Here is a 20,778-nt window from a genome sequence, read left to right on the forward strand (position 1 = left end):
GGGCTTTGTTTCCTCTCCAACAGCGGTGATGAGGTATTTACCGGACGACGAACAACCTTCGAGCGATGGCAGAGGTGAGCGCGGACGAGAACCCGTACGTCGAAGAGCCAGGGACGGATTTCGAACCCGTCGTCGAGATGAGCGAAGCCGAGGCCAGCGAACAGGCCGCACTGCTTCGCCAGGCGATCCGCCACCACGACTATCGCTACTACGTCGAAAACGACCCGCTCATCGGCGACCGGACCTACGACGCCCTCTTCACGCGACTGCGAGAGTTAGAGGAGGCGTTCGACGTCCAGACTGCTGACAGTCCGACCCGACGTGTTGGCGGCGAACCGCTCGACGAACTCGACAGCGTCGAACACGTCGCCCCGATGCTCTCCATCGACTCCAGCGGTGAAGCCGACGACGTGCGTGGATTCGACGAGCGAATCCATCGGGCGTACGACGAGGTGGAGTACGTCTGTGATCCGAAGTTCGACGGTCTGTCGCTGGAAGTCGTCTACGAGGACGGCGAGTACGTGCGCGCCGCGACTCGCGGTGACGGGGTGACGGGTGAGGACGTAACCGAGAACGTCCGTACCATCGCGAGCATCCCGCACCATCTCCGAGGTGACTATCCGGACTATCTCGCCGTTCGGGGGGAAGTCTATCTCCCGCTGGATGCGTTCACCGCGTTCAACCGCGAGCGGGTCGAACGCGGCGAAGACCCGTTCGCCAATCCGAGAAACGCGGCCGCCGGGTCGCTCCGGCAACTCGATCCGTCCGTGACGGCGGAGCGCCCCCTCGATTGTTTCTTCTACGACGTACTCGACGCGAGCGAGGAGTTTCCGACCCACTGGTCGGAGTACGAGGCGCTGCCGAAGTTCGGGCTGAAGGTGAACGACCGCACCGAACTCGTGGACGATATCGAGGCCTGTCTCGACTACCGCGATGAGATGATGGCCGAGCGCGAGGAGTTGAACTACGAAATCGACGGGGTCGTCATCAAGGTGAACGATCGGGAGAAGTGCGACGAACTCGGGACGACGGCACGCTCGTATCGATGGGCGTACGCGTACAAATTCCCGGCTCGCTCGGAGCAAACCACGATCATGGACGTGACCGTGCAAGTCGGACGGACCGGGCGGCTCACTCCCGTTGCGCTACTCGAACCCGTCGATGTCGGTGGGGTAACCGTCTCACGGGCTAGCCTCCATAATCCGGACGAAATCGCGGAAAAAGACATCAACATCGATGACGAGGTTCGCGTCAAGCGTGCGGGTGACGTCATCCCTTACGTCTCCGAAGTGGTCGAAAAACACAGCGAAGGCCACTACGAACTCCCCGACCAGTGCCCCGTCTGCGGCAGTCCGGTCGAACGCGACGGACCGATCGCCTACTGCACCGGTGGACTCGCGTGCGATGCACAACTTCGGCAGGCGGTGGCGTACTACGGGAGCGACGACGGACTCGACATCGAGGGGCTGGGCGAGGAACGGGTGAGCCAGCTTATCGACGCAGACTTGGTCGAATCGTTGCCCGACCTGTACGAACTCGACCGGGAGGCGCTGCTCGAATTGGACGGCTGGGGTGAGAAGAGTGCGGACAACCTGCTCGCCGAACTCGAAGCGTCGAAACGCCCCTCGCTTGCACATTTCCTGTCGGCGATCGGTATCCCACGCGTCGGGAGCGAAACCGCCCGCGAGTTGGCGCGAGAGTTCGACTCGATGGACGCCGTGATGAATGCCGGTACCGACGAACTGGAGGCCGTCCCGGACATCGGACCGAAAGTCGCAACCGGCATCCGGCAGTTCTTCGACTCGGAGCACAATCGAAGCGTCGTCGAGGAACTGTTGGAACACGTCGAACCGGAGCGGGAGGAAGTCGTGGATGGCGACGAACTCGCGGATTTGACGTTCGTTTTCACCGGGTCGCTGTCCGAACCCCGGTCGGATATCGCGGACCTCGTCGAGAGCCACGGTGCGAACGCGACGGGAAGCGTCTCGGGTAACACGGACTACCTCGTTGTGGGAGAAAACCCCGGACAATCGAAGCCGAACGATGCGGAGGAAAACGACGTGCCGATCCTGTCGGAAGCCCAATTTTGGGAACTGCTGGAAGACGAAGGCGTGGCGCGTTAGAACTCCGCGCGCCGGAAGACCGAGTACCCGATTGCGACGGGGATGAACAGCCAGAACAAGAGATAAACCAGGACGAACGCATCGCTGAAGTATATCGGGAGGGAGTTACCGAGGACACTCGCGACGGTAGTTCGGATCAGTCCGTCGAACAGCACTATCCGTGCGTCGACGTGGCTCGAATATATCAACGAATTAACCAACGTCTTGTACGCCGTTATGGGGTTCAGAAGTCGGATGAACAGCATCGTGGATACCCGTCCAGGTATTCCCATCCCAGCGTATCTTCCGAGGAGACTCGCAACGAGGTTTGCCAACCCACTCCAGAAGACGAGAAAGGCGATGTACAACGTCACCGCGCCGATCATCGCTCGGCGGCCGGTCTTGGCGGTCGCCGAAATGCCGACGGACAACCCCACGAACACGAGACCGAGGAGGAGCGTGAGCAGTGCGAACAGGATGTAATCGACGACCTTGAACTGGAGGCTCGTCAGCAGGAGAATTGCCGCGGCGACGACGAACCCGATGACGATGGAAATCCCGACGACACCGCTCCGTCCGAGCACCTTGCCGAGTACGACGTCGTCACGCGAATGGGGAAGCGAGAGCATGAGTTTCAGCGTTCCCGACTCGCGCTCACGGGTGATGGCCGCGTAGCCGATGACGATCGAGATGAGTGGAATCAGAATCGCGGTACCCTGCTCCATCAGGGAGATGTATTGATTGGTGTTCTGTCCCGCGTTCCCGCCGTTATCCAGGACGAACGCGATGATCGGGGGTACTGCGAACACGATGACGAATAGCCCCGTCAACACCCACAGCCATCGTGACCGAACCGCGTCCCGGAAGTCCTTTCGGGCGACGGATTGCCACGTCATGGCGCCGCCCCCTGTCGGGTGTATGCGATAAAGAGGTCTTCGAGCGACGCCTCCTCGGTTTCGAAGTCCTCGACCTGCGTGCCCGTGTCTTCGAGCGTGGTGAGGACTGTGGTCTTGACGTTCGCCGCACAGTCGACGAGCAGTGTCTCCCCGTCGCGCCGGACGCTCTCGACGCCGTCGATCGCGCGCACCCGCTCGATCGCATCGGCGGAGAGCGAGGCAGTCTCGACTCGGAAAACGGTGTCGCCGCCGACGTTCTCTCGAAGCCCTTCGATGGAGTCCTTGGCGACGAGTTCGCCCTCGCGAAGGATTCCGACCCGGTCACAGACGGCTTCGACCTGCCCGAGGATGTGACTGGAGAAGAACACCGTCGCGCCCCGCTCCCGTTCTTCATCGATGATCTCGCGCATCTCGTGGGCACCCGTCGGGTCGAGACCGGACGACGGTTCGTCGAGAATGAGGAGGTCGGGTTCGCCGACGAGCGCCATCGCAAGCCCGAGTCGCTGGGCCATCCCTTTCGAGTAGCCCCCCGCTTTCCGGTCGGCGGCCTCGGGGATTCCGACCCGGTTCAGCAGTTCGTCCGGGTCGTCGTCGGCGTTCTTCGCTTCGATGGCGAACTCCATGTGCTGTCTTCCGGTGAGGCGGTCGTAGACGGACAACCCTTCCGGGAGAACGCCGGTTCGTTTGCGAATCGCCATGCTCTCGGTCTGTGCATCGTGTCCGAGAACGGTGACCGAACCCTTCGTCGGGCGGATAAAATCGAGAATGAGGTCGATGGTCGTCGATTTCCCCGCCCCGTTCGGCCCGAGAAAGCCGAACACTTCGCCCTCTTTCACGTCGAGTGAAAGATTCTCGACGGCCGTGACGTCCCCATATCGCTTCGTCACGTCGTCCAATCGGATAGCGGTCATCGGTTCAGATTCCGCCAACGCACACATAACGGTGTTGCTCCGTGCTATACCGTGTCATCTGGGTCACGCTTTTCCGCGATTCGTGTCGCCTCCGTGGCGTATCGTTCCCTCTCGGCTTCGTCGGTAACCCGGGCCAGTCGTTCCCGTTCGACTTCGATTGCGGCGGTCGTTTCGCCACCGAGTCTCCCCGCTCGTTCCTTGCGAAGATACCATTCCCCGTCGGGCGTCGAGTACACCAGCGTCAACAGGTCGCGGTCGCTGTACGTCCGTTCGACCAACCACACTCGAACCTCGTCCATGGCTGGCCGTTCGTGGGTATCGAATTTGTATCTGGCGAGGTGTCGATAGCCGCAACCTTATTTATCTCCCTGATTGACCGGTAAACGATGGGACAGTCCCCGCTGTCACAGGCGTCCGACGACCGCCTGCTCGACATGCTCTTTGCGGGCGAGGAAATCGAAGAGGAGATCGAACTGGAGGGTGCGCGAATCGCGGTGACGAGTCATCGCCTTCTCGCGTTCATGCCCGAAGGGGAGGACCGACGGTTCGACCACGAGGACCGACCGAACGTCCTCGATGCCCGTGTGCAAGCCGCTGGCCACCCTGATTACCTCTCGTGGTGTGTTCGGAGCTTCATCTATGGCCTACTCCTCGTGGGCGGTGGATACTTACTCGACAGCAGCGGGCTACTCACCGACTTCGGCGATACGAACACGGCGAGTGCACAGGCCGTCGCTGGCGTCCAGGGGATGGTCGGCACGATGGTCCACGCTTTTTCCTTGCTGACGAGTATCCTGCTGCTGGTTGGAGGGGTGCTCCTGCTCGTGGCCATCATCCTCGGGATTCTCTACCTCTTTACGCGTTCGGAGGAACTGATAATCGAACGCGCCGGACGCGACCCGATTCGAATACCCGTCGATGGCAACGAGGCCGAGGACGCCGCTCGTCGCATTCGGGCGGCGGTAGGGACAGGTTCAAAGCCGAGCATCGACTAATCGAAATCGATGGACGTGGCGACCGTCCGGGAGCACGCGAGCGAATTACCGCGTGAACCCGGCGTGTATCAATTCTTGGAAGGCGACACGGTTCGCTATGTGGGGAAGGCCGTCGATCTTCGGGCGCGGGTTCGGTCGTACGCCGACCCACGGAGCAACCGCATCGGGAACATGGTCGCACGGGCGGATTCGCTCGACTTCGCCGTCACCGATACGGAGACGCAGGCGCTCCTGTTGGAAGCGAACCTGATCAAACGGTATCAGCCACGCTACAACGTCCGCCTGAAGGACGACAAATCCTATCCGCTGGTACAGGTGACGGGGCACGAGTTCCCGCAGATCGAGATCACCCGCGACCCCGACCGCGCCGGAGCGACGGTGTTCGGTCCGTTCACGAACAAATCGACGGTCGAGACGGTCGTCAAGGCGCTTCGGGAGACGTACGGTATCCGTGGCTGTTCGGACCACAAGTTCTCCAACCGCGACCGGCCGTGTCTCGACCACGATATCGGTCTCTGTACCGCGCCGTGTACGGGGGAAATCGGCCGCGAGGCGTACCTCGGGGACGTGAAAAGCGTCGAACGGTTTTTGGGCGGCGAGGTGGACGTGCTCGCACGCCCACTCCGCCGCGAGATGGAGGCGGCCGCTCAGAGTCACGAATTCGAGCGGGCGGCGAACCTCCGCGACCGACTCGACGCCGTCGAGTCGTTTCACGGCGGCGACGCCGACGCGATTACCTCACAAACCGACGAGCGAACCGTGGACGTGCTCGGGGCCGCAGTCGAGGGCGAACGGGCGACGGTCGCCCGACTGCACAGCGAGCGCGGACAACTCGTGGACCGTGACCACCACTCCTTATCGGTACCGGACGGGGACGACGTGGCCGCAGTCTTCGGCGGGTTCATTCCGCAGTTCTACGCCGAGCGCGACCTTCCCGACGCGCTGTTGCTTTCTGAGCGTCCGGACGACGCCGACGTGATGGAGTGGTTGGAAACCGAAGGCGTCGCCGTTCGTGTGCCGGGGGCGGGGCGGGAGGCGACGCTCGTGGATCTGGCGTTGAAAAACGCCCGCAGGGGGTCGGGCAACCCGGATGAACTCCGGGCGCTCGCGGACGCGCTCTCGCTCCCCTCGGCCGAACGAATCGAGGGATTCGACGTGAGCCACGCACAGGGGTCGTCGGTGGTCGGGAGCAACGTCGTCCTCGTCGGTGGGTCGCCCGAGAAGGGCGACTACCGCCGGAAGAAACTGACGGAGAAAAACGACGATTACGCGAACATGCACGACCTGATCCGCTGGCGGGCGAAACGGGCGGTCGAGGGTCGGGACGACCGGCCCGACCCCGACCTGCTCCTCATCGACGGGGGAACGGGACAACTCGACGCCGCACGCGAAGCGCTCGACGACGTCGGATGGGACGTGCCCGCAGTCGGGCTTGCCAAGGCCGAGGAGATAGTCGTCACGCCGACCACGACCTACAACTGGCCGAACGACGCGCCACAACTCCACGTCCTTCAGCGAGTGCGGGACGAGGCGCACCGGTTCGCGGTGCAGTACCACCAGACGCTTCGGGACGACGTTTCGACGGAACTGGACGACGTCACGGGAGTCGGGCCGCAAACCCGCAGAAAGCTGTTCCGTCGGTTCGGTAGCTTGGCGGGGATTCGGGGAGCTTCGGACGACGAACTCCGCGAGGTCGATGGTGTCGGCGAAAAGACGGTGACCGCGCTGCGGCGTCGGTTGTGAGTTCGATATATTCTCCCGTGAGAGACCGGATCACTCCGCCGTTCGCTCGAACGCCACGTCGTGGATTTCGAGTTCGTGAGGTTCGGTGAACATGTCCTTCGGTGGGTGGTCATCGTGGGCCTCCGCGAACGCGTCGGTGTCGGTCCACGCCTCGAAATCCTCCATCGACTCCCAGTAGGTCTGGGAGATGTACGAATCCGTCTCGGAGTTGGCGGGCGTCAGCAACTCGAACTTGACGAAACCGGGTTGACTCTCGACCTTGCCCATGCTGTCTCGAAACCGTTCCACGAACTGGTCTGCGTACTCATCTGCCACGAACAGCCTGTTTTCGACGACTATCATTCCACTACGAACTGCGTCAGTTCCACGCTTAACTCTATCTCTCGAAACGGGGTTTTCATAATCCGAAATGGATTATACATCCTCGACAGTTCCGATACGGCCGGTTTCCCCACTTCGTTTCTTTCTCCACCGTCTCCCCTTCAGTACCATGATGCTGAATGACACAAAAATGTTAAACGACTGGTGTCTCTCTGTTCGAGTATGGACCATCCGTTCTACAAACTGGGGAAGATTTCGGGAGGCTCCGGGCTCTCGAAACTCCTCTTTGCAGTCGTCGCCCTCCTCGTCTTCCTCTTTTTCCTCCCGACGCTCAACGGCGTCGAAATCGTGGGCTTCCTCCTGCTCGCACTCGTGGTCGTCGCAATCAACAGCGCCGTCGAAATCGTCGGTGCGTACGAAAAACGCGCCCTCGTCGTCTTCGGGGATTTCCGGGGATTGCTCGGCCCGGGACTCCATTTCATCCCGCCATTCGTGAGCGCGACCCACAGTTTCGACATGCGGACACACATGCTCGACGTGCCGAAACAGGAAGCGATCACGGAGGACAACTCGCCGCTGATGGCCGACGCCGTCATCTACGTCCGCGTCACGGACGCGAAGCAGGCGTATCTCGAAGTCGATGACTACCGCCGTGCGGTTTCGAACCTCGGGCAGACGACGCTCAGGGCCGTCCTCGGCGACATGAGTCTCGACGAGACGCTGTCGCGCCGCGACGAAATCAACGCGCGGATCCGTAAGGAGATAGACCCGCCGACGGACGAGTGGGGTGTTCACGTCGAAAGCGTCGAAGTGCAGGAAGTCATGCCAAGCCCCACCGTCGTCGAGGCGATGGAACAACAGACCAGCGCGGAACGCAGACGCCGCGCCATGATCCTCGAAGCACAGGGGGAACGACACAGCGCCATCGAGCGTGCGGAGGGTGAGAAGACGTCGAACATCATCCGCGCACAGGGGAAAAAACAGAGCGACATCATCACCGCACAGGGTGATGCGGTCGCCACCACGCTCCGCGCGAAATCCGCCGAGGCGATGGGCGAACGCGCCGTCATCGAGAAGGGAATGGAGACGCTCCAAGCCATCGGTGAGGGCAAATCGACGAAATTCGTCCTCCCGCAGGAACTCACCTCCACGCTCGGTCGCTACGGCAAACACCTCACCGGAAGCGACGTGCGCGAGGACGGCGCTCAATTGGAGAGCAAGGAGTTCGACGCCGAAACCAAAACGCTGCTCGGGTTGGACGATATCGACGAGACGCTGGCGGAACTCGAATCGCCGGACGAACCGGAACCAAAGCCGATTGAACCCGTCGAGGCCGAGTAGGCAGTCGAGGCGGAGTAGGACTTCTATTTTCCCCGTGGCGTCGTTGGATTCACGCCACCAATGTGGTTTGTTAGCACGTAACTGTTAAGCGACTCGTGGCGTAACCTTTCACATGGACAACCCCTTCTACGTCCTCGGCAAACTCTCGTCGGGGACCAGTGCAGGGAAGTCCCTGTTCGCCGTCGGATTCGTCGCGTTCTTCTTTCTCGCGCTTCCGTTTCTCGACACGACGGCGATAGCGGGGCTTCTCATCCTCGTCCTCGCGGCGGCCACGGTCAACAGCGCCATCGAAATCGTCGGTCCGTACGAGAAACGCGTCCTGACCGTGTTCGGCGAGTACCGACGCCTCCTCGACCCCGGCATTCACTTCGTCCCGCCGTTCGTGAGCGCGACCCACCGTTTCGACATGCGAACCCGCGTGTTCGACGTGCCGAAACAGGAAGCGATCACGAAGGACAACTCGCCCGTCATCGCCGACGCCGTCCTCTACGTTCGCGTGATGGACGCAAAGCGGGCGTTTCTCGGCGTCAACGATTACGAGCGCGCCGTCTCTAACCTCGGGCAGACGACGCTCAGGGCCGTCCTCGGCGACATGAAACTGGACGAGACGCTGTCGCGCCGCGACGTCATCAACACCCGAATCCGGGAGGAGATCGACCCGCCGACGGACGAGTGGGGGATTCGCGTGGAGAGCGTCGAAGTGCGTGAGGTGATGCCGAGCCGTTCCGTCGTCGGCGCGATGGAACAACAGACGAGCGCGGAGCGGCAACGCCGTGCGATGATCCTCGAAGCGCAAGGCCGACGCCGCGGTGCCATCGAACGTGCGGAGGGTGAGAAGACGGCCAACATCACGCGGGCACAGGGGGAAAAACAGAGCCAAATCCTCGAAGCGCAGGGGGACGCCGTTTCGACCGTGCTCCGTGCGAAGTCCGCCGAATCGATGGGCGAGCGGGCCGTCATCGACCGCGGACTCGAAACGCTTCGGAGCGTCGGCGAGAGCAAGTCGTCCACGTTCGTCTTCCCGCAGGAACTCTCCTCGCTGTTGGGTCGCTACGGCAAACACCTCTCCGGAAGCGACGTGCGCGAGGACACCATCCTCCTCGAATCGAATACGTTCGACACGGAGACGCGCGAACTGCTGGGACTGGACGATGTGGACGAAATGCTGGTCGAACTCGACACCCAGATGGACGAATCCTCGCAACTGGGTGGGAAGACGGCTACCGAATCGGACTGATTCTAAAAAGCGCTCGTCCGGTCACCCCAGGGCGAACACGCGGACGAGCGTGAAGATACCGACGAGCGAATAGACGACCATCATCGTCTGGACGGTCCGATGCTCCGGAACGCGGCTATTGAGGAACGCCCCCATCTGGCCGCCGACTGCACACGTCACCCCGGCGACGAGACCGTACTCGAACGGGACGGTGAAGTTGTGACCGCTCAGCGATTCGGGCGCGTAGCGCAGGAGGACGAGGTTCGCGACGAGCGCGGAGACGACGGTCCCGTGCAGGATGAGCGCGCTCGTCCCCGTGGAGATGCGGATGGACACGTTCTTCCGAACCGTCAACAGCGTCTGTGCGAGTTCGCCGATGGCGATGCCGACGAGGCCCGCCATCGCCCCGCCGACGCCCGCGATGGTGCGGTCGAAGCGGTCGAACCGGGGGGTTCGTGCTCCCCCGTCCGTCCGTATCCGATTCGAGTCCCGGGAAAGCACTCCCGACAGTCGGCTTTCATCGACCAAGTCACCGAGCGATTTCCCGTCCCGGTGTGAGAGATAGAGGACGGTCGATAGCACGAGCAACATCCCGCCGAACAGCAACTTGAGCGCGGTGGACGGGACGAAGTAGGACACCGCCCTCGCGAGGATTGCGATCGGGATGCTGACCAAGAGAATGGATTTGGCGACGGTCCAATCCACCTGCCCGCGGAACCAGTAGGCCGAGACGCTACTCGTGTACCCGAACAGTTCGACGAACAGCGCGAGGCCGATGGCACCCTGCAACGCCAGGTCGGGGAACGCTGGCACCAGTTCCGGGTAGACGAACAGGAACGCGGGCGTGAACAGCACCGCCGCCTCCATGGCGAACGTGTTGACCGTCGTCGCGATGAGGAAGGTCAGCAAGACGAAAACGCCGAGTCCGGTCGGAGAGAATCCCAACGGAAGCGACATCTCAGCTAACACCTTCGTTCGGGGAGTTCCAGCATCGGATTCCGCATTCTTCCTTGGAATCGACTGACGAACGACGTAGTGCGGTCGCTCGGTGTAATCGTGACATCGTGACTGCTACACACCCGTTGGCACTGAAAAAGGTTGATGTTCGTGAAAATCCCGGTGAACGATGAAGCAGAAAATCCGGTCAGAACTCCCCGCGCTCGGGTTCGACGCCGCCCATCTCCTCGTCCATGTGGAACTCCTCGCGGATGGCGCGAATCCGGTCACGGATGTCGGCGGCCAGTTCGAACTCCAAGTTATTTGCGGCCTCCTCCATGCGGTCTTCGAGTTGCTGAATCTGCTCGGCCGCTTCCTCGTCCGTTTCCGGTTCGCTCCGTGAGATGCCGCCCGTGTCCGTCTTGCTCCCCGGCAGATTCGCCTCCGAGACCTCCTTCTGAATGGTTTCGGGCGTGTTGCCGTGTTCCTCGTTGAACTCCTGTTGAATCTGCCGCCTGCGCTGGGTTTCGTCCATCGCGCTCTCCATCGCGTCCGTCACCTCGTCGGCATAAAGGATGACTTCGCCGTTGACGTTCCGGGCCGCCCGGCCCATCGTCTGGACGAGTGCCGTCTCCGAACGCAGGAAGCCCTGCTGGTCGGCGTCGAGGATGGCTACCATCGACACTTCCGGGATGTCCAACCCTTCGCGGAGTAGGTTGATGCCGACGAGCACATCGAACTCGCCCAACCTGAGTCCACGAACGAGTTCGTGCCGTTCGAGTGTGTCCGTCTCGTCGTGCATGTACTCGACTGCCACGCCTGCTTCCTCCAGATATTCCGTGAGGTCCTCGGCCATCCGCTTGGTCAGCGTCGTCACGAGGACGCGCTCGTCGTTCTCGATGCGCTCGTCGATACGATCCATCAGGTCGTCGATTTGGCCCGACGCGGACGCGACCTTCACTTTCGGATCCACGAGGTGCGTCGGGCGAACGATCTGCTCCGCGATCTGCTCGCTCTGCTCGCGTTCGTAGTCGGCGGGCGTCGCGGAGATGTAGAGCGTTTTGTCGCTCTTCTCCTCGAACTCCTCGAACGTGAGCGGGCGGTTGTCGTAGGCCGTCGGGAGGCGGAAACCGTTCTCCACGAGCGAGTCCTTTCGGGATTTGTCGCCCGCGAACTGCCCCCTGATTTGGGGCACCGTCTGGTGGGATTCGTCGATGACACAGAGGAAGTCGTCGGGGAAGTAGTCCAGCAAGGTGTACGGCGCGTCGCCGACCTCCCGCTCGGTGAAGTACACCGAGTAGTTCTCGATACCCGAGCAGTAGCCCGCCTCCTTCATCATTTCGAGGTCGAACGTGGTCCGCTCCTCGATCCGCTGGGCGGCCACCAGGTCCCCGTTGCGCTCGAAGTAGCGGATTCGTCGCTCCAAATCACCCTCGATTTCCGCGATCGCTTCCGCCATCGTCTCCTCCGGAATCGAGTAGTGCTCCGCCGGGTGGACGAGCACGGCGGGTTCCCGCGATTTGACTTCCCCTTCGAGCGGGTCGATCTTCACCATCTGATCGATCTCGTCACCCCACAGTTCGACGCGGATGGCGTACCGACCGTACATCGGGAAGATTTCGACGGTGTCGCCGCGAACCCGGAACGTCCCCTGCGTGAAGTCCATGTCGTTTCGGTCGTAGTTCAGGTCCACGAGCCGGGCGAGCAGTTCCTCGCGTTCGATGGTCTCGCCGACCTCCAGCCGTAGCCGCATGTCCTCGTAGTTTCGCGGGTCACCGAGGCCGTAAATCGCGGAGACCGAGGCGACGACGATGACGTCGTCACGGGTCAACAGCGAGCGGGTCGCGGAGTGGCGCAGGCGGTCGATCTCCTCGTTGATGGACGCGTCCTTGTCGATGTACGTGTCCGTCTGTTCGACGTAGGCCTCCGGTTGGTAGTAGTCGTAGTAGGAGACGAAGTACTCCACCGCGTTGTCCGGGAAGAGGTTTCTGAATTCTTCGTACAGTTGTGCCGCCAGCGTCTTGTTGTGTGCGATGACGAGCGTGGGTTTCTGGATTTCCTCTATCGTCCACGAAACCGTGTTCGTCTTTCCCGACCCCGTGACGCCCAACAGGGTCTGTTTTTCCATCCCCTGGTTGAACCCCGTCGCCAACTGCTCGATGGCCTCGGGTTGGTCGCCCGCCGGGTCGAACGGCGCGTCAACTCGAAAGTCGGTTTCGGCGTCGGGGTTGTCCGGCCGAAGCGGGCCGGACTGGGTGTCGCTCATGGTATCTTTCGTAGGAATTCGAGCTACTTGAGCGGGTCGCTTGTCTGAGCAAGTGGCGGTTCTCACGGCCGTCGTTGGTGGGGTGTAGCCCTCGAAAGCCCCCTCCGAGCCACGCTCGCACGATTCGCGTGACTGTACCGGTAGCTCCGTGGAAAGTCGCTACGAAAGGATCGAGTTTACCGCGACTACAGTTCCAGATCCCTCCGGCGCAACGTTATCCCGTGAATTGGTGGTGGTAGACGTACTGTTCCCTCGTCCCGCCGGTGAACAGGTCGGTGATGCGCTCCTCGATGCGTTCGAAGCCGTTGGATTCGAGGAACTCGGTTCCGGATTCGCTGTCGGCGAGGACGGGGGCTTTCAGTCGGGTGAGGCCGCGTTCGTGGAGTCGGTCCTCGACCCCGGAGAGGAGGGCGGTGCCGATCCCGGTCCGCCAGTGGTCGGGGTCGACGTAGATGTCGGTCAGTTCGCCCTCGCCGACGCTGTCGGCGTGGGTTTGTGCGGTGGCGTGACCGTACCCGACGAGTTCGTCGTCCGTGGTGGCGACGAGGGTTTCCGCCTCGTCGTCGGCCATTCGGGCTTCGATCTGTTCGACGGTATACCATTGGTTGAACGCGGCATCGTGCTCCTTGGGAGGGAGAAAGTCGTAGGCCTCCTGCCACGCCGCGCGTGCGACTCGGCGGATGTCGGCCGCGTCGCTTGTCGTCGCGGGTCTGATTTCCATACGGAATATGATTCCACGCTGAATCATAGCGTTGGCGGTGGTTTGGAACGGTTCTGCCGTACTCGGGGAATGGAACGGCACCGAATGGGCATGGAACGGCCCCGAATGGATAAGGAACGGCACTGAATGGGCAACTGTTAGGGGATGGAACGACAACCGGCGAATCATGACCGATGCAGACGACCTCGCGGAGCAGGTATTGGCGGGAGACCTGCGCCTGCACGAACTCGAAGACCACACGGATGCCGATACGGCGACGGAGGCGCGCCGGAAACTCCTCGAATCGGAGACGGACGTGACGCTCGACACGGTCGGTGAGTACGCCTTCCCGGCCGAGGACGCCGAGACCGCCATCGAGAACATGGTCGGGACGATTCAGGTTCCGCTGGGTGTGACCGGACCGGTCGCCGTCAACGGCGGGTCGGCCGACGGCGAGTACTACCTTCCGCTCGCGACGACGGAGGGGGCGCTCCTCGCCAGCGTCAACCGCGGTTGTTCCGTCATCGACTCCGCGGGCGGCGCGGACGCCCGCGTGACGAAGCAGGGGATGACCCGCGCTCCCGTCTTCCGCGTGCAGGGTATCGCGGAGGCCGAGACGGTCGTGAACTGGGTTCGGGACAACCGCGACGAACTCGCCGCGGTCGCCGAATCCACGACCAACCACGGGGAACTGCTGGACGTGACGACGTACGTCGTCGGCGACTCCGTCTTCCTGCGGTTCGTTTACGACACCAAGGACGCGATGGGGATGAACATGGCGACCATCGCGACGCGCGAGGCCGCCTCGCTCGTCGAGGAGGAGACCCCCGCGAGCCTCGTCGCGCTGTCGGGCAACCTCTGTTCCGACAAGAAACCGGCCGCCATCAACGCTATCGAGGGCCGAGGCCGGAGCGTCACGGCCGACGTGAAGATTCCGCGTGAAGTCGTCGAGGAGCGACTCCACACCACGCCGGAGGCCATCGAGGAGGCGAACACGCGCAAGAACCTCGTCGGCAGCGCGAAGGCCGGGGCGCTCGGCTTCAACGCCCACGCCGCGAACGTCGTGGCGGCGGCGTTCCTCGCGACCGGGCAGGACGCCGCGCAGGTGGTCGAAGGGAGCAACGCGATCACGACCGTTCAGGCCCGCGAGGACGAACTGTACGCCAGCGTCAGCATCGCCAGTCTGGAGGTCGGCACGGTCGGCGGCGGGACGAAACTCCCCACCCAGGCGGAAGCGCTCGACGTGTTGGGTCTCCGCGGCGGCGGCGACCCCGCCGGAAGCAACGCCGACGCCCTCGCCGAAATCATCACCGTCGGCGCGCTGGCGGGCGAACTCTCCCTCCTCGCCGCGCTGGCCGCACGCCACCTCTCCAGCGCACACGAGGAACTGGGTCGGTAGCCGCTAAATTTGGTAGTCGCTAAAACTAGTAGCCGGTAAAGTTGGTAGCCGGTAAAATTAGTAGCCGGTAAAGTTGGTACTCGGCGAAGTCGGTGATCGGTGGACGGCCGTCGGTAGGATCGCACTTTATTATCAGTTTTTGAGAACGGATTGTAAGGACTCCTTGCCGACGGACCGGCACGAAAAACAACATAAAATCAAGAAAAAAATACTAGAAATTTATTGTACGGGACCTCGAAGGTGCTGTCGGTGCGTGTGGGGGAACGGCTCCCGCCGTACCACCAAATGGTGACTCCCGATGGCAACATCCTCCCACGACGGGGACGCGCCGATAACCGACTCCCGGGCATATCATGTCCTCCAGTTCCTGAAGCTGTTGCTCACAGTCGTCACACTGCTCGTCGCGGTGTGGAAAGCGCTGAGCGGCCCGTTCCCGTAAGTCGGGTCCGTCCCGACTTTCGTCGATGAAGAAGAGGGGGAGTCGATTTCAGATACGGCGGTACCGGCCCCGACTCTCGCTGATCTCTCCCCGCCGAGCGAGTTTGACGAGTGCCTTCTCGACGTACTCCCCCGAAACCCGTCGCTCGCTCGCGTAGTCGAGAATCTCCTCCTCGGTCGGTTCGTCCAACACGTCGAGAGCGTCCAACACGACTTGCTTCTTGCTCGTTTTGTTTCCCCGGCGCTTCGTTCGCTCCCCGGCGGCGGCGACCTCCTCCGTGTTCAGTCCCGAATGGTCGAGGAACTCCTCGTCGTCCATCCCCGCCTCGTCGGCCTGTTCGTCCAACGCCGAAAACGAGTCGAGTTCCGCGAACGCCTCGCCCTGTCCCTGCCGATTGGCGAGCATCGACGCCCGCAACTCCCGGGCGTGGTCCTCGTCGTCCGTCTCCACGAACTTCTTCAACTTCCGGAACTGCCGTTGTTTTCCACACCGCGGGCAACTCGTCGTCTTCGGCCGCCCCTCGACGATCCACAGGTTGCTACAGCCGTTGCAACCCACGACACTGTACATACCGTGAGTTGGTGTCCCATCCGTGTTCAACCTTCTGCGAACACGACGACACACAAAATCCCGTTCACTCCGAATAGACGTACTTGGTAATTCTGCGATTGCAGTTACTGGGAAGCAGACCTCGAAAGCCCCCGCCCGCTCGCGACCGCTCGCCAACATCTTCCCTCGGCTCACTTCGTTCGCCTCGGGAAGAGGGGTTGACGAGACGACCAGGTAAACGCGAGCGGGCGGCCCCTTTCAATCCCACCCCACACCGCCACCGCATCGCTTGCTCGCGGGCCGTGCCCGCTCGCTTGCGAGGTTCCGGAGGAACCTCGTCTGCCACACCCTCCCCAGCCGATGCGCTCCACTCCCTACAGTCGTTCCGCTCATCCCTCGCGCGCGCCGCCCAGTTGGACGGTCGGGAGCTTTCTGGGCCTTCTTGGTCGCTTCTGAGCTCGAACCGGTGTCGCCAGTTCGCACCAAAAAAGAATATCCAGCCGCCTCTAGCATCTCCTAGCCCGCTTCACGGTGTTTCACGCCACGAACGACCGGACGCGTACCGTCGCTGGGCGTGAACCGAGATATCCCGGACGAGCAGCCCTCGCTGCTTGAAATGCTCGTGGATCAGTTCCAACAACTGCTCGTCTACATCCTCGCGGTCAATGCCTTTGAGACAGAGAACGGTTTGTGTGGTGGCGATACGTTTTTCATCAGAAGTTTCGTTGTTTGGCATGCTTCGATAGCCTCGAAGCACACGAGGTCAGTGCCTTGAACACTGGCCTTTCGGCGGATACCTCGTCTGCTTCGTATGGGATTATTGACTATGGGGAGCTAATTCTATTGGTACTGACGGGTACGAAATCCGACGAATTTGGTCCTCCAACGCCGTCCGTCCCGCACTCGAAGTCGTCTTTCCGAGACCCGTTGACGACGACTTTAAACCCGTTTCCCGAGAATCCCCGCCCATGCAGACACACATCGTCCCGGTCGGGTTCGATTACGACCGGCTTATCGCGCCGCTGGTGCGCGACCAACTGGACGTTGACCGGGTCATCCTGTTGGAGGGCGCGGTGGGGAGCGAGGCGAACGTGGAGTACTCCCGTAACCTCTCCCGGAAACTCGGCAAGGACTTCGAAAACCTGCTCGGGGCGGAAACGGAACGCGTCGTCATCGAGGACGTGTACGACTACGACACGGCGTTCGAGCAGGCCTATGAGCGCATCAACGCCGAACTCGACGCTGGCGGCGAGGTGTGGGTGAACGTCAGCGCCATGCCCCGGACGGTGAGCTTCGCGTTCGCCACCGCGGCCCACTCCATCATGGTCGAGCGACAGGAGGACCGCGAGAAGATTCACACCTACTACACCGCACCCGAGAAATATCTGGAGACGGAACTCGCCGAGGAACTGCGCGAGGAGACGGAACTGCTCGAATCCGTGCTGAACGGCGAGGTGGACGAGGAGCGCATCGAGACGCACCTCGAACACGCCCGCGACCTGCTCTCGGAGTTCGACGAGCGCGGGACGACCATCGGCGCGAAACGGGTCGGAACGGGTCACATCGTGGAACTCCCCGTGGCGTCGTTCTCGAACGTCAAACCGTTCGAGGAACTCATCCTGTTCACGCTCGGCGAGCACGGCCAGTTCGAGAGCGTGAGCGAACTCGCACAGACGCTGGCCCGCGACCTGAACGAGGAGTACACCGACAGCTTTCGGTCGAAGGTCATCTACAACGTGGACCGCCTCGGCCCGGGCGGAAAGGGCTACATCGAACAGGAAGAGGAGGGGAAATCCTACCGCACGCGACTCTCACGAATAGGGGAGTTGTGGGTTCGCTCGCACACGAACGACGAATAACTCCGATTCTTCAGTCTTTCACCCTCGACTCCAACTTCTCGATTCGCGTCGTGAGAGCCAGGAACGTCGCCAGCAACGTTATCACCACCGCGCCCGCCGCGGCGATTCGGTGCGTGTGGACGGGGTGGTTGAACCAGCCGTTCGCCATCAGTTTCTGTGCTGGCAGTGCGGTGTGGTGGGGCGTTCCGACGATGGGGATGAAGTAGTCCACGACGTCGTTGAAGCCGTACCAGAGGACGGCGAACGAGATGGCTCCGACCGGAAAGCTACTGTAGCGATAGATGAGGAACGCCTCCACGACCATCGAGAGGTGACTACAGAACAGGAACGCGTACATCGGCCCGCTCGTGTCCTGGAGGAACCCGTTGTGGAACACGGCCAGCACGAACGGCGTCCAGAGGCCGAGTTGGAGACAGCCGAAGAAGGCGAGCATGTTCATCCACTCGTTGTTTCGCCCGAGTTTCCACAGGGCGAGCGATATCGCGATGAACAGCGTGGCCATCGGGCTGTCCGGAACGAAGAGCCACATCGACACCGGTTCGACGCTGAACTGCCACGTCATGAGCGGGTCGGAAAAGGGGTACGGATGAAAGCCGTAGTACCAGAAACCGAACGCGGTGCCGATGAGATTGATGATAACGATTGGCCACGCCATTCGCAGGCCGAAATCCTCCAGCCACTCTGGTAGCGGCGCGACGTACCGCGGGAGGGTTTCGCGGGCCGGAAGGCTCGTCATACCCTCGGCGAGGAATTGTCGTCCCAAAGAGGCTTCGATTGGCGTTTTGACTGGTTTCCCCGTGTCGCAATCGGTACGTCTTAACCCCCGGCTTCGTTAGGGTCCACCATGGCAGAGCCAACCGACATCGAGGAACTGAAGCGCGGCACGGAACTGGTCAAGCGCGGCTTCGCCCGCATGCAGAAAGGCGGCGTCATCATGGACGTCGTGAACCCCGAACAGGCCCGCATCGCGGAGGACGCGGGCGCGGTCGCCGTCATGGCGCTCGAAGCCGTCCCGGCGGACATCCGGAAGCGCGGCGGCGTGGCGCGGATGGCCGACCCCGCCGACGTGGAGGAGATCATCGACGAGGTTTCGATTCCCGTGATGGGCAAGGCGCGAATCGGCCACACGACGGAAGCTCAGATCCTCGAATCCATCGGCGTGGACATGATCGACGAGTCCGAGGTCCTCACCCCCGCTGACGAGGCGTACCACATCGACAAGCGCGAGTTCACCTCGCCGTTCGTCTGCGGCGCGCGCAACCTCGGCGAGGCACTTCGCCGCATCAACGAGGGCGCGGCGATGATCCGCACGAAGGGCGAGGCCGGAACCGGCGACGTGAACCAAGCCGTCCACCACCAGCGCACGATCAAAGGCGCGATTCGGGAGCTTCAGGGCAAGACCCACGAGGAGCGCGAGATGATCGCCCGCGAACTCGAAGCCCCTGCAGAACTCGTCCACGAGACGGCCGAAGCCGGACGACTCCCCGTCGTCAACTTCGCGGCCGGTGGCATCGCGACGCCCGCCGACGCGGCGCTGATGATGCACCACGGCTGTGACGGCATCTTCGTCGGCTCGGGCATCTTCGGTGCAGAGGACCCCGTACTGATGGGCAACGCCATCGTGGAAGCGACGAACAACTGGGACGACCCGGAGCGCTCGCCGACATCAGCAAGGACATCGGCTCGGGCATGAAGGGCGAGGCCAACGTCTCGCTCCCGGACGAGGAGAAGTTCCAGGGCCGCGGCAACTGAGAACGCAGCGAATTCCGTTTTCGATATTTTTCTCCCGTCGAGAGCGACTCGCTCGCCCGGCCATCAGTTCAGTCGGTTTGTTCGTACGTCATCCGAACCAGCCTCTCGACGTCACCCTGGGATTTCCATCTCCGGGTCGAACAAATCGAAGCCGACCGACTCGTAGTACGGCACTAGACCACGGCGACAGAGCAGGGACAGGCCGACGACGCTCTGGAGGTCGGGATGGTCAACGACCGCCTCCATCAGGATTTCACCGAACCCCTCGCCCCGGTGGTCCGCGGCACGATGACATCGAACACGTTCGCGTAGTACGTGTAATCGGTCAACACCCGCGCGGCGGCGACAAGGTTGCCGCCACCGGATTTTCCGGATGTCTCGCACTCGACGCCGACAACGACTTCGGTTTTCGAGAGCGCGGTTCGAACGTCGTCCACCTCGCGGTCCTCCCACCACTCGTACTCCTCGTAGAGTTCCGTGAGTTCTTCCGCATCGTCGGGGGTGAGGTCGCGTGTTTTAGCCATCTTCCAGTCTGTTCCTCGCAGCCTGACAATTATCTTCGGTGAGTGTGTGAACGTGACACAACCGTCTTTGGACCTCGTTCTCGGAAGGAATCCCTGTCGTCCTACTCACCACCGCGACGAAACGGAACGAAAAACAAATTCCGTGGACGTTACTCGAAATCTCGCCGCATGGCGATTTCGAACCACGGGCACAACCGTAGCTGACGGTACCAGCGCGGGTTCTCGTACAGGCGCTCGTAGGGCACCCACATCAGGCCGCCGACCTCCTCCTCGACGGGGTCGAGCGAGGTGTCCGACAGGGTGAGTTTGAGCACTGAACAGACCTCGTGTTCGACGCCCTCCTGCGGGTAGTAGCGTTTGTATTCGAACTTGTCGGTCACGCGCAGGTCGTCGTATTGGTCGGGCGAGATGCCGAGTTCCTCTTCGAGGCGCTGGCGGGTGGCCTCCTCCTGGGACTGGCCGGGGTTGGGGTGGGAGGCGACGGTGCCGTCCCAGTAGGTGTCCCAGAGGCGCTTCGTCGGCGACCGCTGGGCGAGCAGGATGTCCCCGTCCTCGTTGAAGATGAGGGCGGTGAAGGCGCGGTGGCGGATGCCGTCGCCCATGTGGGCGTCCAGTCGGTTGACGATGTCCAGTTCGTTGTCGTCCCCGTCCACGGCGACGACGTTCTGTCGGGCGTTCTCGTGGCGCTCGTCGGTCGCGGCGCTCTCGGCGCTGTCATCCGGCGAGTCGGCGGCATTCTCAGTGCTCATACCGCTATAGAGAACCATCCGTTTCAAACGTTCTTCGGAAACCATCGACAAATCGTCGGAGAGCGTTCCGCGATGTCCCG

Annotated in this window: 21 protein-coding genes and 1 pseudogene; 9 read left to right on the forward strand and 13 right to left on the reverse strand. The window is 62.2% G+C overall.

All coding sequences use genetic code 11. The features are described from left to right. The first annotated feature begins 65 nt into the window (after positions 1 to 65). Positions 66 to 2,123 (forward strand): NAD-dependent DNA ligase LigA, encoded by a 2,058-nt coding sequence (gene ligA / locus NKF26_RS02270; RefSeq protein ID WP_253233955.1) that lies wholly within the window; start codon positions 66 to 68, stop codon positions 2,121 to 2,123. On the opposite strand, the gene NKF26_RS02275 is transcribed toward ligA, so the two are convergent. The 3 genes from NKF26_RS02275 to NKF26_RS02285 are packed head-to-tail and all read right to left on the reverse strand — an operon-like array spanning position 2,120 to position 4,208. Beyond that, entirely contained in the window at positions 2,120 to 2,998 is an 879-nt protein-coding gene (locus NKF26_RS02275) for an ABC transporter permease (protein WP_253225104.1), read from the reverse strand. The genes ligA and NKF26_RS02275 overlap by 4 nt on opposite strands. Next, positions 2,995 to 3,909, reverse strand: coding sequence for an ABC transporter ATP-binding protein (locus tag NKF26_RS02280; RefSeq protein WP_253225105.1), 915 nt, complete (start codon positions 3,907 to 3,909; stop codon positions 2,995 to 2,997). Before NKF26_RS02280 ends, NKF26_RS02275 begins: the two co-directional genes overlap by 4 nt. A gap of 44 nt (positions 3,910 to 3,953) precedes the next feature. Further along, a complete protein-coding gene (locus NKF26_RS02285; protein WP_253225106.1) occupies positions 3,954 to 4,208 on the reverse strand; it encodes a hypothetical protein in 255 nt (84 codons plus the stop codon). 87 nt (positions 4,209 to 4,295) lie between these two features. Between NKF26_RS02285 and NKF26_RS02290 the strand changes: the two genes are divergently transcribed. Together NKF26_RS02290 and NKF26_RS02295 are read left to right on the forward strand one after the other, a co-directional pair. Then, a complete protein-coding gene (locus NKF26_RS02290) occupies positions 4,296 to 4,904 on the forward strand; it encodes a hypothetical protein (RefSeq protein WP_253225107.1) in 609 nt (202 codons plus the stop codon). A 9-nt stretch (positions 4,905 to 4,913) separates the two neighbouring features. Beyond that, on the forward strand, positions 4,914 to 6,647 hold the full coding sequence (locus NKF26_RS02295; RefSeq protein ID WP_253225108.1) for an excinuclease ABC subunit C: 1,734 nt from the start codon (positions 4,914 to 4,916) through the stop codon (positions 6,645 to 6,647). Between the two features lie 30 nt (positions 6,648 to 6,677). On the opposite strand, the gene NKF26_RS02300 is transcribed toward NKF26_RS02295, so the two are convergent. Next, a complete protein-coding gene (locus NKF26_RS02300; protein WP_066140705.1) occupies positions 6,678 to 6,989 on the reverse strand; it encodes an antibiotic biosynthesis monooxygenase in 312 nt (103 codons plus the stop codon). 201 nt (positions 6,990 to 7,190) lie between these two features. On the opposite strand from NKF26_RS02300, the gene NKF26_RS02305 reads away from it, so the two are divergent. Further along, on the forward strand, positions 7,191 to 8,309 hold the full coding sequence (locus NKF26_RS02305; RefSeq protein WP_253225109.1) for an SPFH domain-containing protein: 1,119 nt from the start codon (positions 7,191 to 7,193) through the stop codon (positions 8,307 to 8,309). A 112-nt stretch (positions 8,310 to 8,421) separates the two neighbouring features. Continuing rightward, complete coding sequence (locus tag NKF26_RS02310; RefSeq protein WP_253225110.1) at positions 8,422 to 9,546, forward strand: SPFH domain-containing protein; 1,125 nt, start codon at positions 8,422 to 8,424, stop codon at positions 9,544 to 9,546. Between the two features lie 21 nt (positions 9,547 to 9,567). On the opposite strand, the gene NKF26_RS02315 is transcribed toward NKF26_RS02310, so the two are convergent. The 3 genes from NKF26_RS02315 to NKF26_RS02325 form a co-directional block, all read right to left on the reverse strand. Further along, the gene (locus NKF26_RS02315; protein WP_253225111.1) at positions 9,568 to 10,482 is read right to left on the reverse strand and encodes a sulfite exporter TauE/SafE family protein; all 915 of its coding nucleotides are present in this window, start codon (positions 10,480 to 10,482) and stop codon (positions 9,568 to 9,570) included. A 187-nt stretch (positions 10,483 to 10,669) separates the two neighbouring features. Then, on the reverse strand, positions 10,670 to 12,727 hold the full coding sequence (gene uvrB, locus NKF26_RS02320) for an excinuclease ABC subunit UvrB (protein WP_253225112.1): 2,058 nt from the start codon (positions 12,725 to 12,727) through the stop codon (positions 10,670 to 10,672). Between the two features lie 214 nt (positions 12,728 to 12,941). Then, on the reverse strand, positions 12,942 to 13,448 hold the full coding sequence (locus NKF26_RS02325) for a GNAT family N-acetyltransferase (protein ID WP_253233956.1): 507 nt from the start codon (positions 13,446 to 13,448) through the stop codon (positions 12,942 to 12,944). Positions 13,449 to 13,614: 166 nt separating this feature from the next. Between NKF26_RS02325 and hmgA the strand changes: the two genes are divergently transcribed. Beyond that, complete coding sequence (hmgA, locus tag NKF26_RS02330) at positions 13,615 to 14,826, forward strand: hydroxymethylglutaryl-CoA reductase (NADPH) (protein WP_253225114.1); 1,212 nt, start codon at positions 13,615 to 13,617, stop codon at positions 14,824 to 14,826. 298 nt (positions 14,827 to 15,124) lie between these two features. After that, a complete protein-coding gene (locus NKF26_RS02335) occupies positions 15,125 to 15,265 on the forward strand; it encodes a hypothetical protein (RefSeq protein ID WP_190303700.1) in 141 nt (46 codons plus the stop codon). 48 nt (positions 15,266 to 15,313) lie between these two features. On the opposite strand, the gene NKF26_RS02340 is transcribed toward NKF26_RS02335, so the two are convergent. Together NKF26_RS02340 and NKF26_RS02345 are read right to left on the reverse strand one after the other, a co-directional pair. Beyond that, positions 15,314 to 15,835 carry a DUF5817 domain-containing protein gene (locus NKF26_RS02340; RefSeq protein ID WP_253233957.1) on the reverse strand — a complete coding sequence of 174 codons (522 nt, stop codon included), beginning with the start codon at positions 15,833 to 15,835 and terminating at the stop codon, positions 15,314 to 15,316. Between the two features lie 505 nt (positions 15,836 to 16,340). Further along, positions 16,341 to 16,550, reverse strand: a complete 210-nt coding sequence (locus NKF26_RS02345; protein ID WP_253225116.1) for a hypothetical protein — start codon at positions 16,548 to 16,550, stop codon at positions 16,341 to 16,343. 232 nt (positions 16,551 to 16,782) lie between these two features. Between NKF26_RS02345 and NKF26_RS02350 the strand changes: the two genes are divergently transcribed. Continuing rightward, a complete protein-coding gene (locus tag NKF26_RS02350) occupies positions 16,783 to 17,673 on the forward strand; it encodes a DUF6293 family protein (RefSeq protein ID WP_066140725.1) in 891 nt (296 codons plus the stop codon). A gap of 10 nt (positions 17,674 to 17,683) precedes the next feature. On the opposite strand, the gene NKF26_RS02355 is transcribed toward NKF26_RS02350, so the two are convergent. Then, positions 17,684 to 18,409 (reverse strand): DUF1405 domain-containing protein, encoded by a 726-nt coding sequence (locus NKF26_RS02355; RefSeq protein WP_253233958.1) that lies wholly within the window; start codon positions 18,407 to 18,409, stop codon positions 17,684 to 17,686. A gap of 108 nt (positions 18,410 to 18,517) precedes the next feature. On the opposite strand from NKF26_RS02355, the pseudogene pdxS reads away from it, so the two are divergent. Next, a pseudogene (gene pdxS, locus NKF26_RS02360) lies at positions 18,518 to 19,425 on the forward strand (pyridoxal 5'-phosphate synthase lyase subunit PdxS). Between the two features lie 111 nt (positions 19,426 to 19,536). On the opposite strand, the gene NKF26_RS24030 reads toward pdxS, so the two are convergent. The 3 genes from NKF26_RS24030 to NKF26_RS02370 all read right to left on the reverse strand — a co-directional run bounded on the left by NKF26_RS24030 (position 19,537) and on the right by NKF26_RS02370 (position 20,698). After that, a complete protein-coding gene (locus NKF26_RS24030) occupies positions 19,537 to 19,671 on the reverse strand; it encodes a hypothetical protein (protein WP_256486534.1) in 135 nt (44 codons plus the stop codon). Further along, positions 19,671 to 19,949, reverse strand: a complete 279-nt coding sequence (locus tag NKF26_RS02365; protein ID WP_253233959.1) for a hypothetical protein — start codon at positions 19,947 to 19,949, stop codon at positions 19,671 to 19,673. The genes NKF26_RS24030 and NKF26_RS02365 overlap by 1 nt, the downstream gene beginning before the upstream one ends. Before the next feature lie 149 nt (positions 19,950 to 20,098). Then, complete coding sequence (locus NKF26_RS02370) at positions 20,099 to 20,698, reverse strand: NUDIX domain-containing protein (RefSeq protein ID WP_253233960.1); 600 nt, start codon at positions 20,696 to 20,698, stop codon at positions 20,099 to 20,101. Positions 20,699 to 20,778: the final 80 nt, after the last annotated feature.

Source organism: Haladaptatus sp. AB618, from assembly GCF_024136965.1.
Lineage (GTDB): Archaea > Halobacteriota > Halobacteria > Halobacteriales > Haladaptataceae > Haladaptatus.

What these genes read in the sequence shown, in the direction of transcription:
- ligA (WP_253233955.1), top strand. Translation starts at nt 66, where the DNA reads ATGGCAGAGGTGAGCGCGGACGAGAACCCGTACGTCGAAGAGCCAGGG.
- NKF26_RS02275 (WP_253225104.1), bottom strand. Translation starts at nt 2,998, where the DNA reads ATGACGTGGCAATCCGTCGCCCGAAAGGACTTCCGGGACGCGGTTCGG.
- NKF26_RS02280 (WP_253225105.1), bottom strand. Translation starts at nt 3,909, where the DNA reads ATGACCGCTATCCGATTGGACGACGTGACGAAGCGATATGGGGACGTC.
- NKF26_RS02285 (WP_253225106.1), bottom strand. Translation starts at nt 4,208, where the DNA reads ATGGACGAGGTTCGAGTGTGGTTGGTCGAACGGACGTACAGCGACCGC.
- NKF26_RS02290 (WP_253225107.1), top strand. Translation starts at nt 4,296, where the DNA reads ATGGGACAGTCCCCGCTGTCACAGGCGTCCGACGACCGCCTGCTCGAC.
- NKF26_RS02295 (WP_253225108.1), top strand. Translation starts at nt 4,914, where the DNA reads ATGGACGTGGCGACCGTCCGGGAGCACGCGAGCGAATTACCGCGTGAA.
- NKF26_RS02300 (WP_066140705.1), bottom strand. Translation starts at nt 6,989, where the DNA reads ATGATAGTCGTCGAAAACAGGCTGTTCGTGGCAGATGAGTACGCAGAC.
- NKF26_RS02305 (WP_253225109.1), top strand. Translation starts at nt 7,191, where the DNA reads ATGGACCATCCGTTCTACAAACTGGGGAAGATTTCGGGAGGCTCCGGG.
- NKF26_RS02310 (WP_253225110.1), top strand. Translation starts at nt 8,422, where the DNA reads ATGGACAACCCCTTCTACGTCCTCGGCAAACTCTCGTCGGGGACCAGT.
- NKF26_RS02315 (WP_253225111.1), bottom strand. Translation starts at nt 10,482, where the DNA reads ATGTCGCTTCCGTTGGGATTCTCTCCGACCGGACTCGGCGTTTTCGTC.
- uvrB (WP_253225112.1), bottom strand. Translation starts at nt 12,727, where the DNA reads ATGAGCGACACCCAGTCCGGCCCGCTTCGGCCGGACAACCCCGACGCC.
- NKF26_RS02325 (WP_253233956.1), bottom strand. Translation starts at nt 13,448, where the DNA reads ATGGAAATCAGACCCGCGACGACAAGCGACGCGGCCGACATCCGCCGA.
- hmgA (WP_253225114.1), top strand. Translation starts at nt 13,615, where the DNA reads ATGACCGATGCAGACGACCTCGCGGAGCAGGTATTGGCGGGAGACCTG.
- NKF26_RS02335 (WP_190303700.1), top strand. Translation starts at nt 15,125, where the DNA reads ATGGCAACATCCTCCCACGACGGGGACGCGCCGATAACCGACTCCCGG.
- NKF26_RS02340 (WP_253233957.1), bottom strand. Translation starts at nt 15,835, where the DNA reads ATGTACAGTGTCGTGGGTTGCAACGGCTGTAGCAACCTGTGGATCGTC.
- NKF26_RS02345 (WP_253225116.1), bottom strand. Translation starts at nt 16,550, where the DNA reads ATGCCAAACAACGAAACTTCTGATGAAAAACGTATCGCCACCACACAA.
- NKF26_RS02350 (WP_066140725.1), top strand. Translation starts at nt 16,783, where the DNA reads ATGCAGACACACATCGTCCCGGTCGGGTTCGATTACGACCGGCTTATC.
- NKF26_RS02355 (WP_253233958.1), bottom strand. Translation starts at nt 18,409, where the DNA reads ATGACGAGCCTTCCGGCCCGCGAAACCCTCCCGCGGTACGTCGCGCCG.
- NKF26_RS24030 (WP_256486534.1), bottom strand. Translation starts at nt 19,671, where the DNA reads ATGGAGGCGGTCGTTGACCATCCCGACCTCCAGAGCGTCGTCGGCCTG.
- NKF26_RS02365 (WP_253233959.1), bottom strand. Translation starts at nt 19,949, where the DNA reads ATGGCTAAAACACGCGACCTCACCCCCGACGATGCGGAAGAACTCACG.
- NKF26_RS02370 (WP_253233960.1), bottom strand. Translation starts at nt 20,698, where the DNA reads ATGAGCACTGAGAATGCCGCCGACTCGCCGGATGACAGCGCCGAGAGC.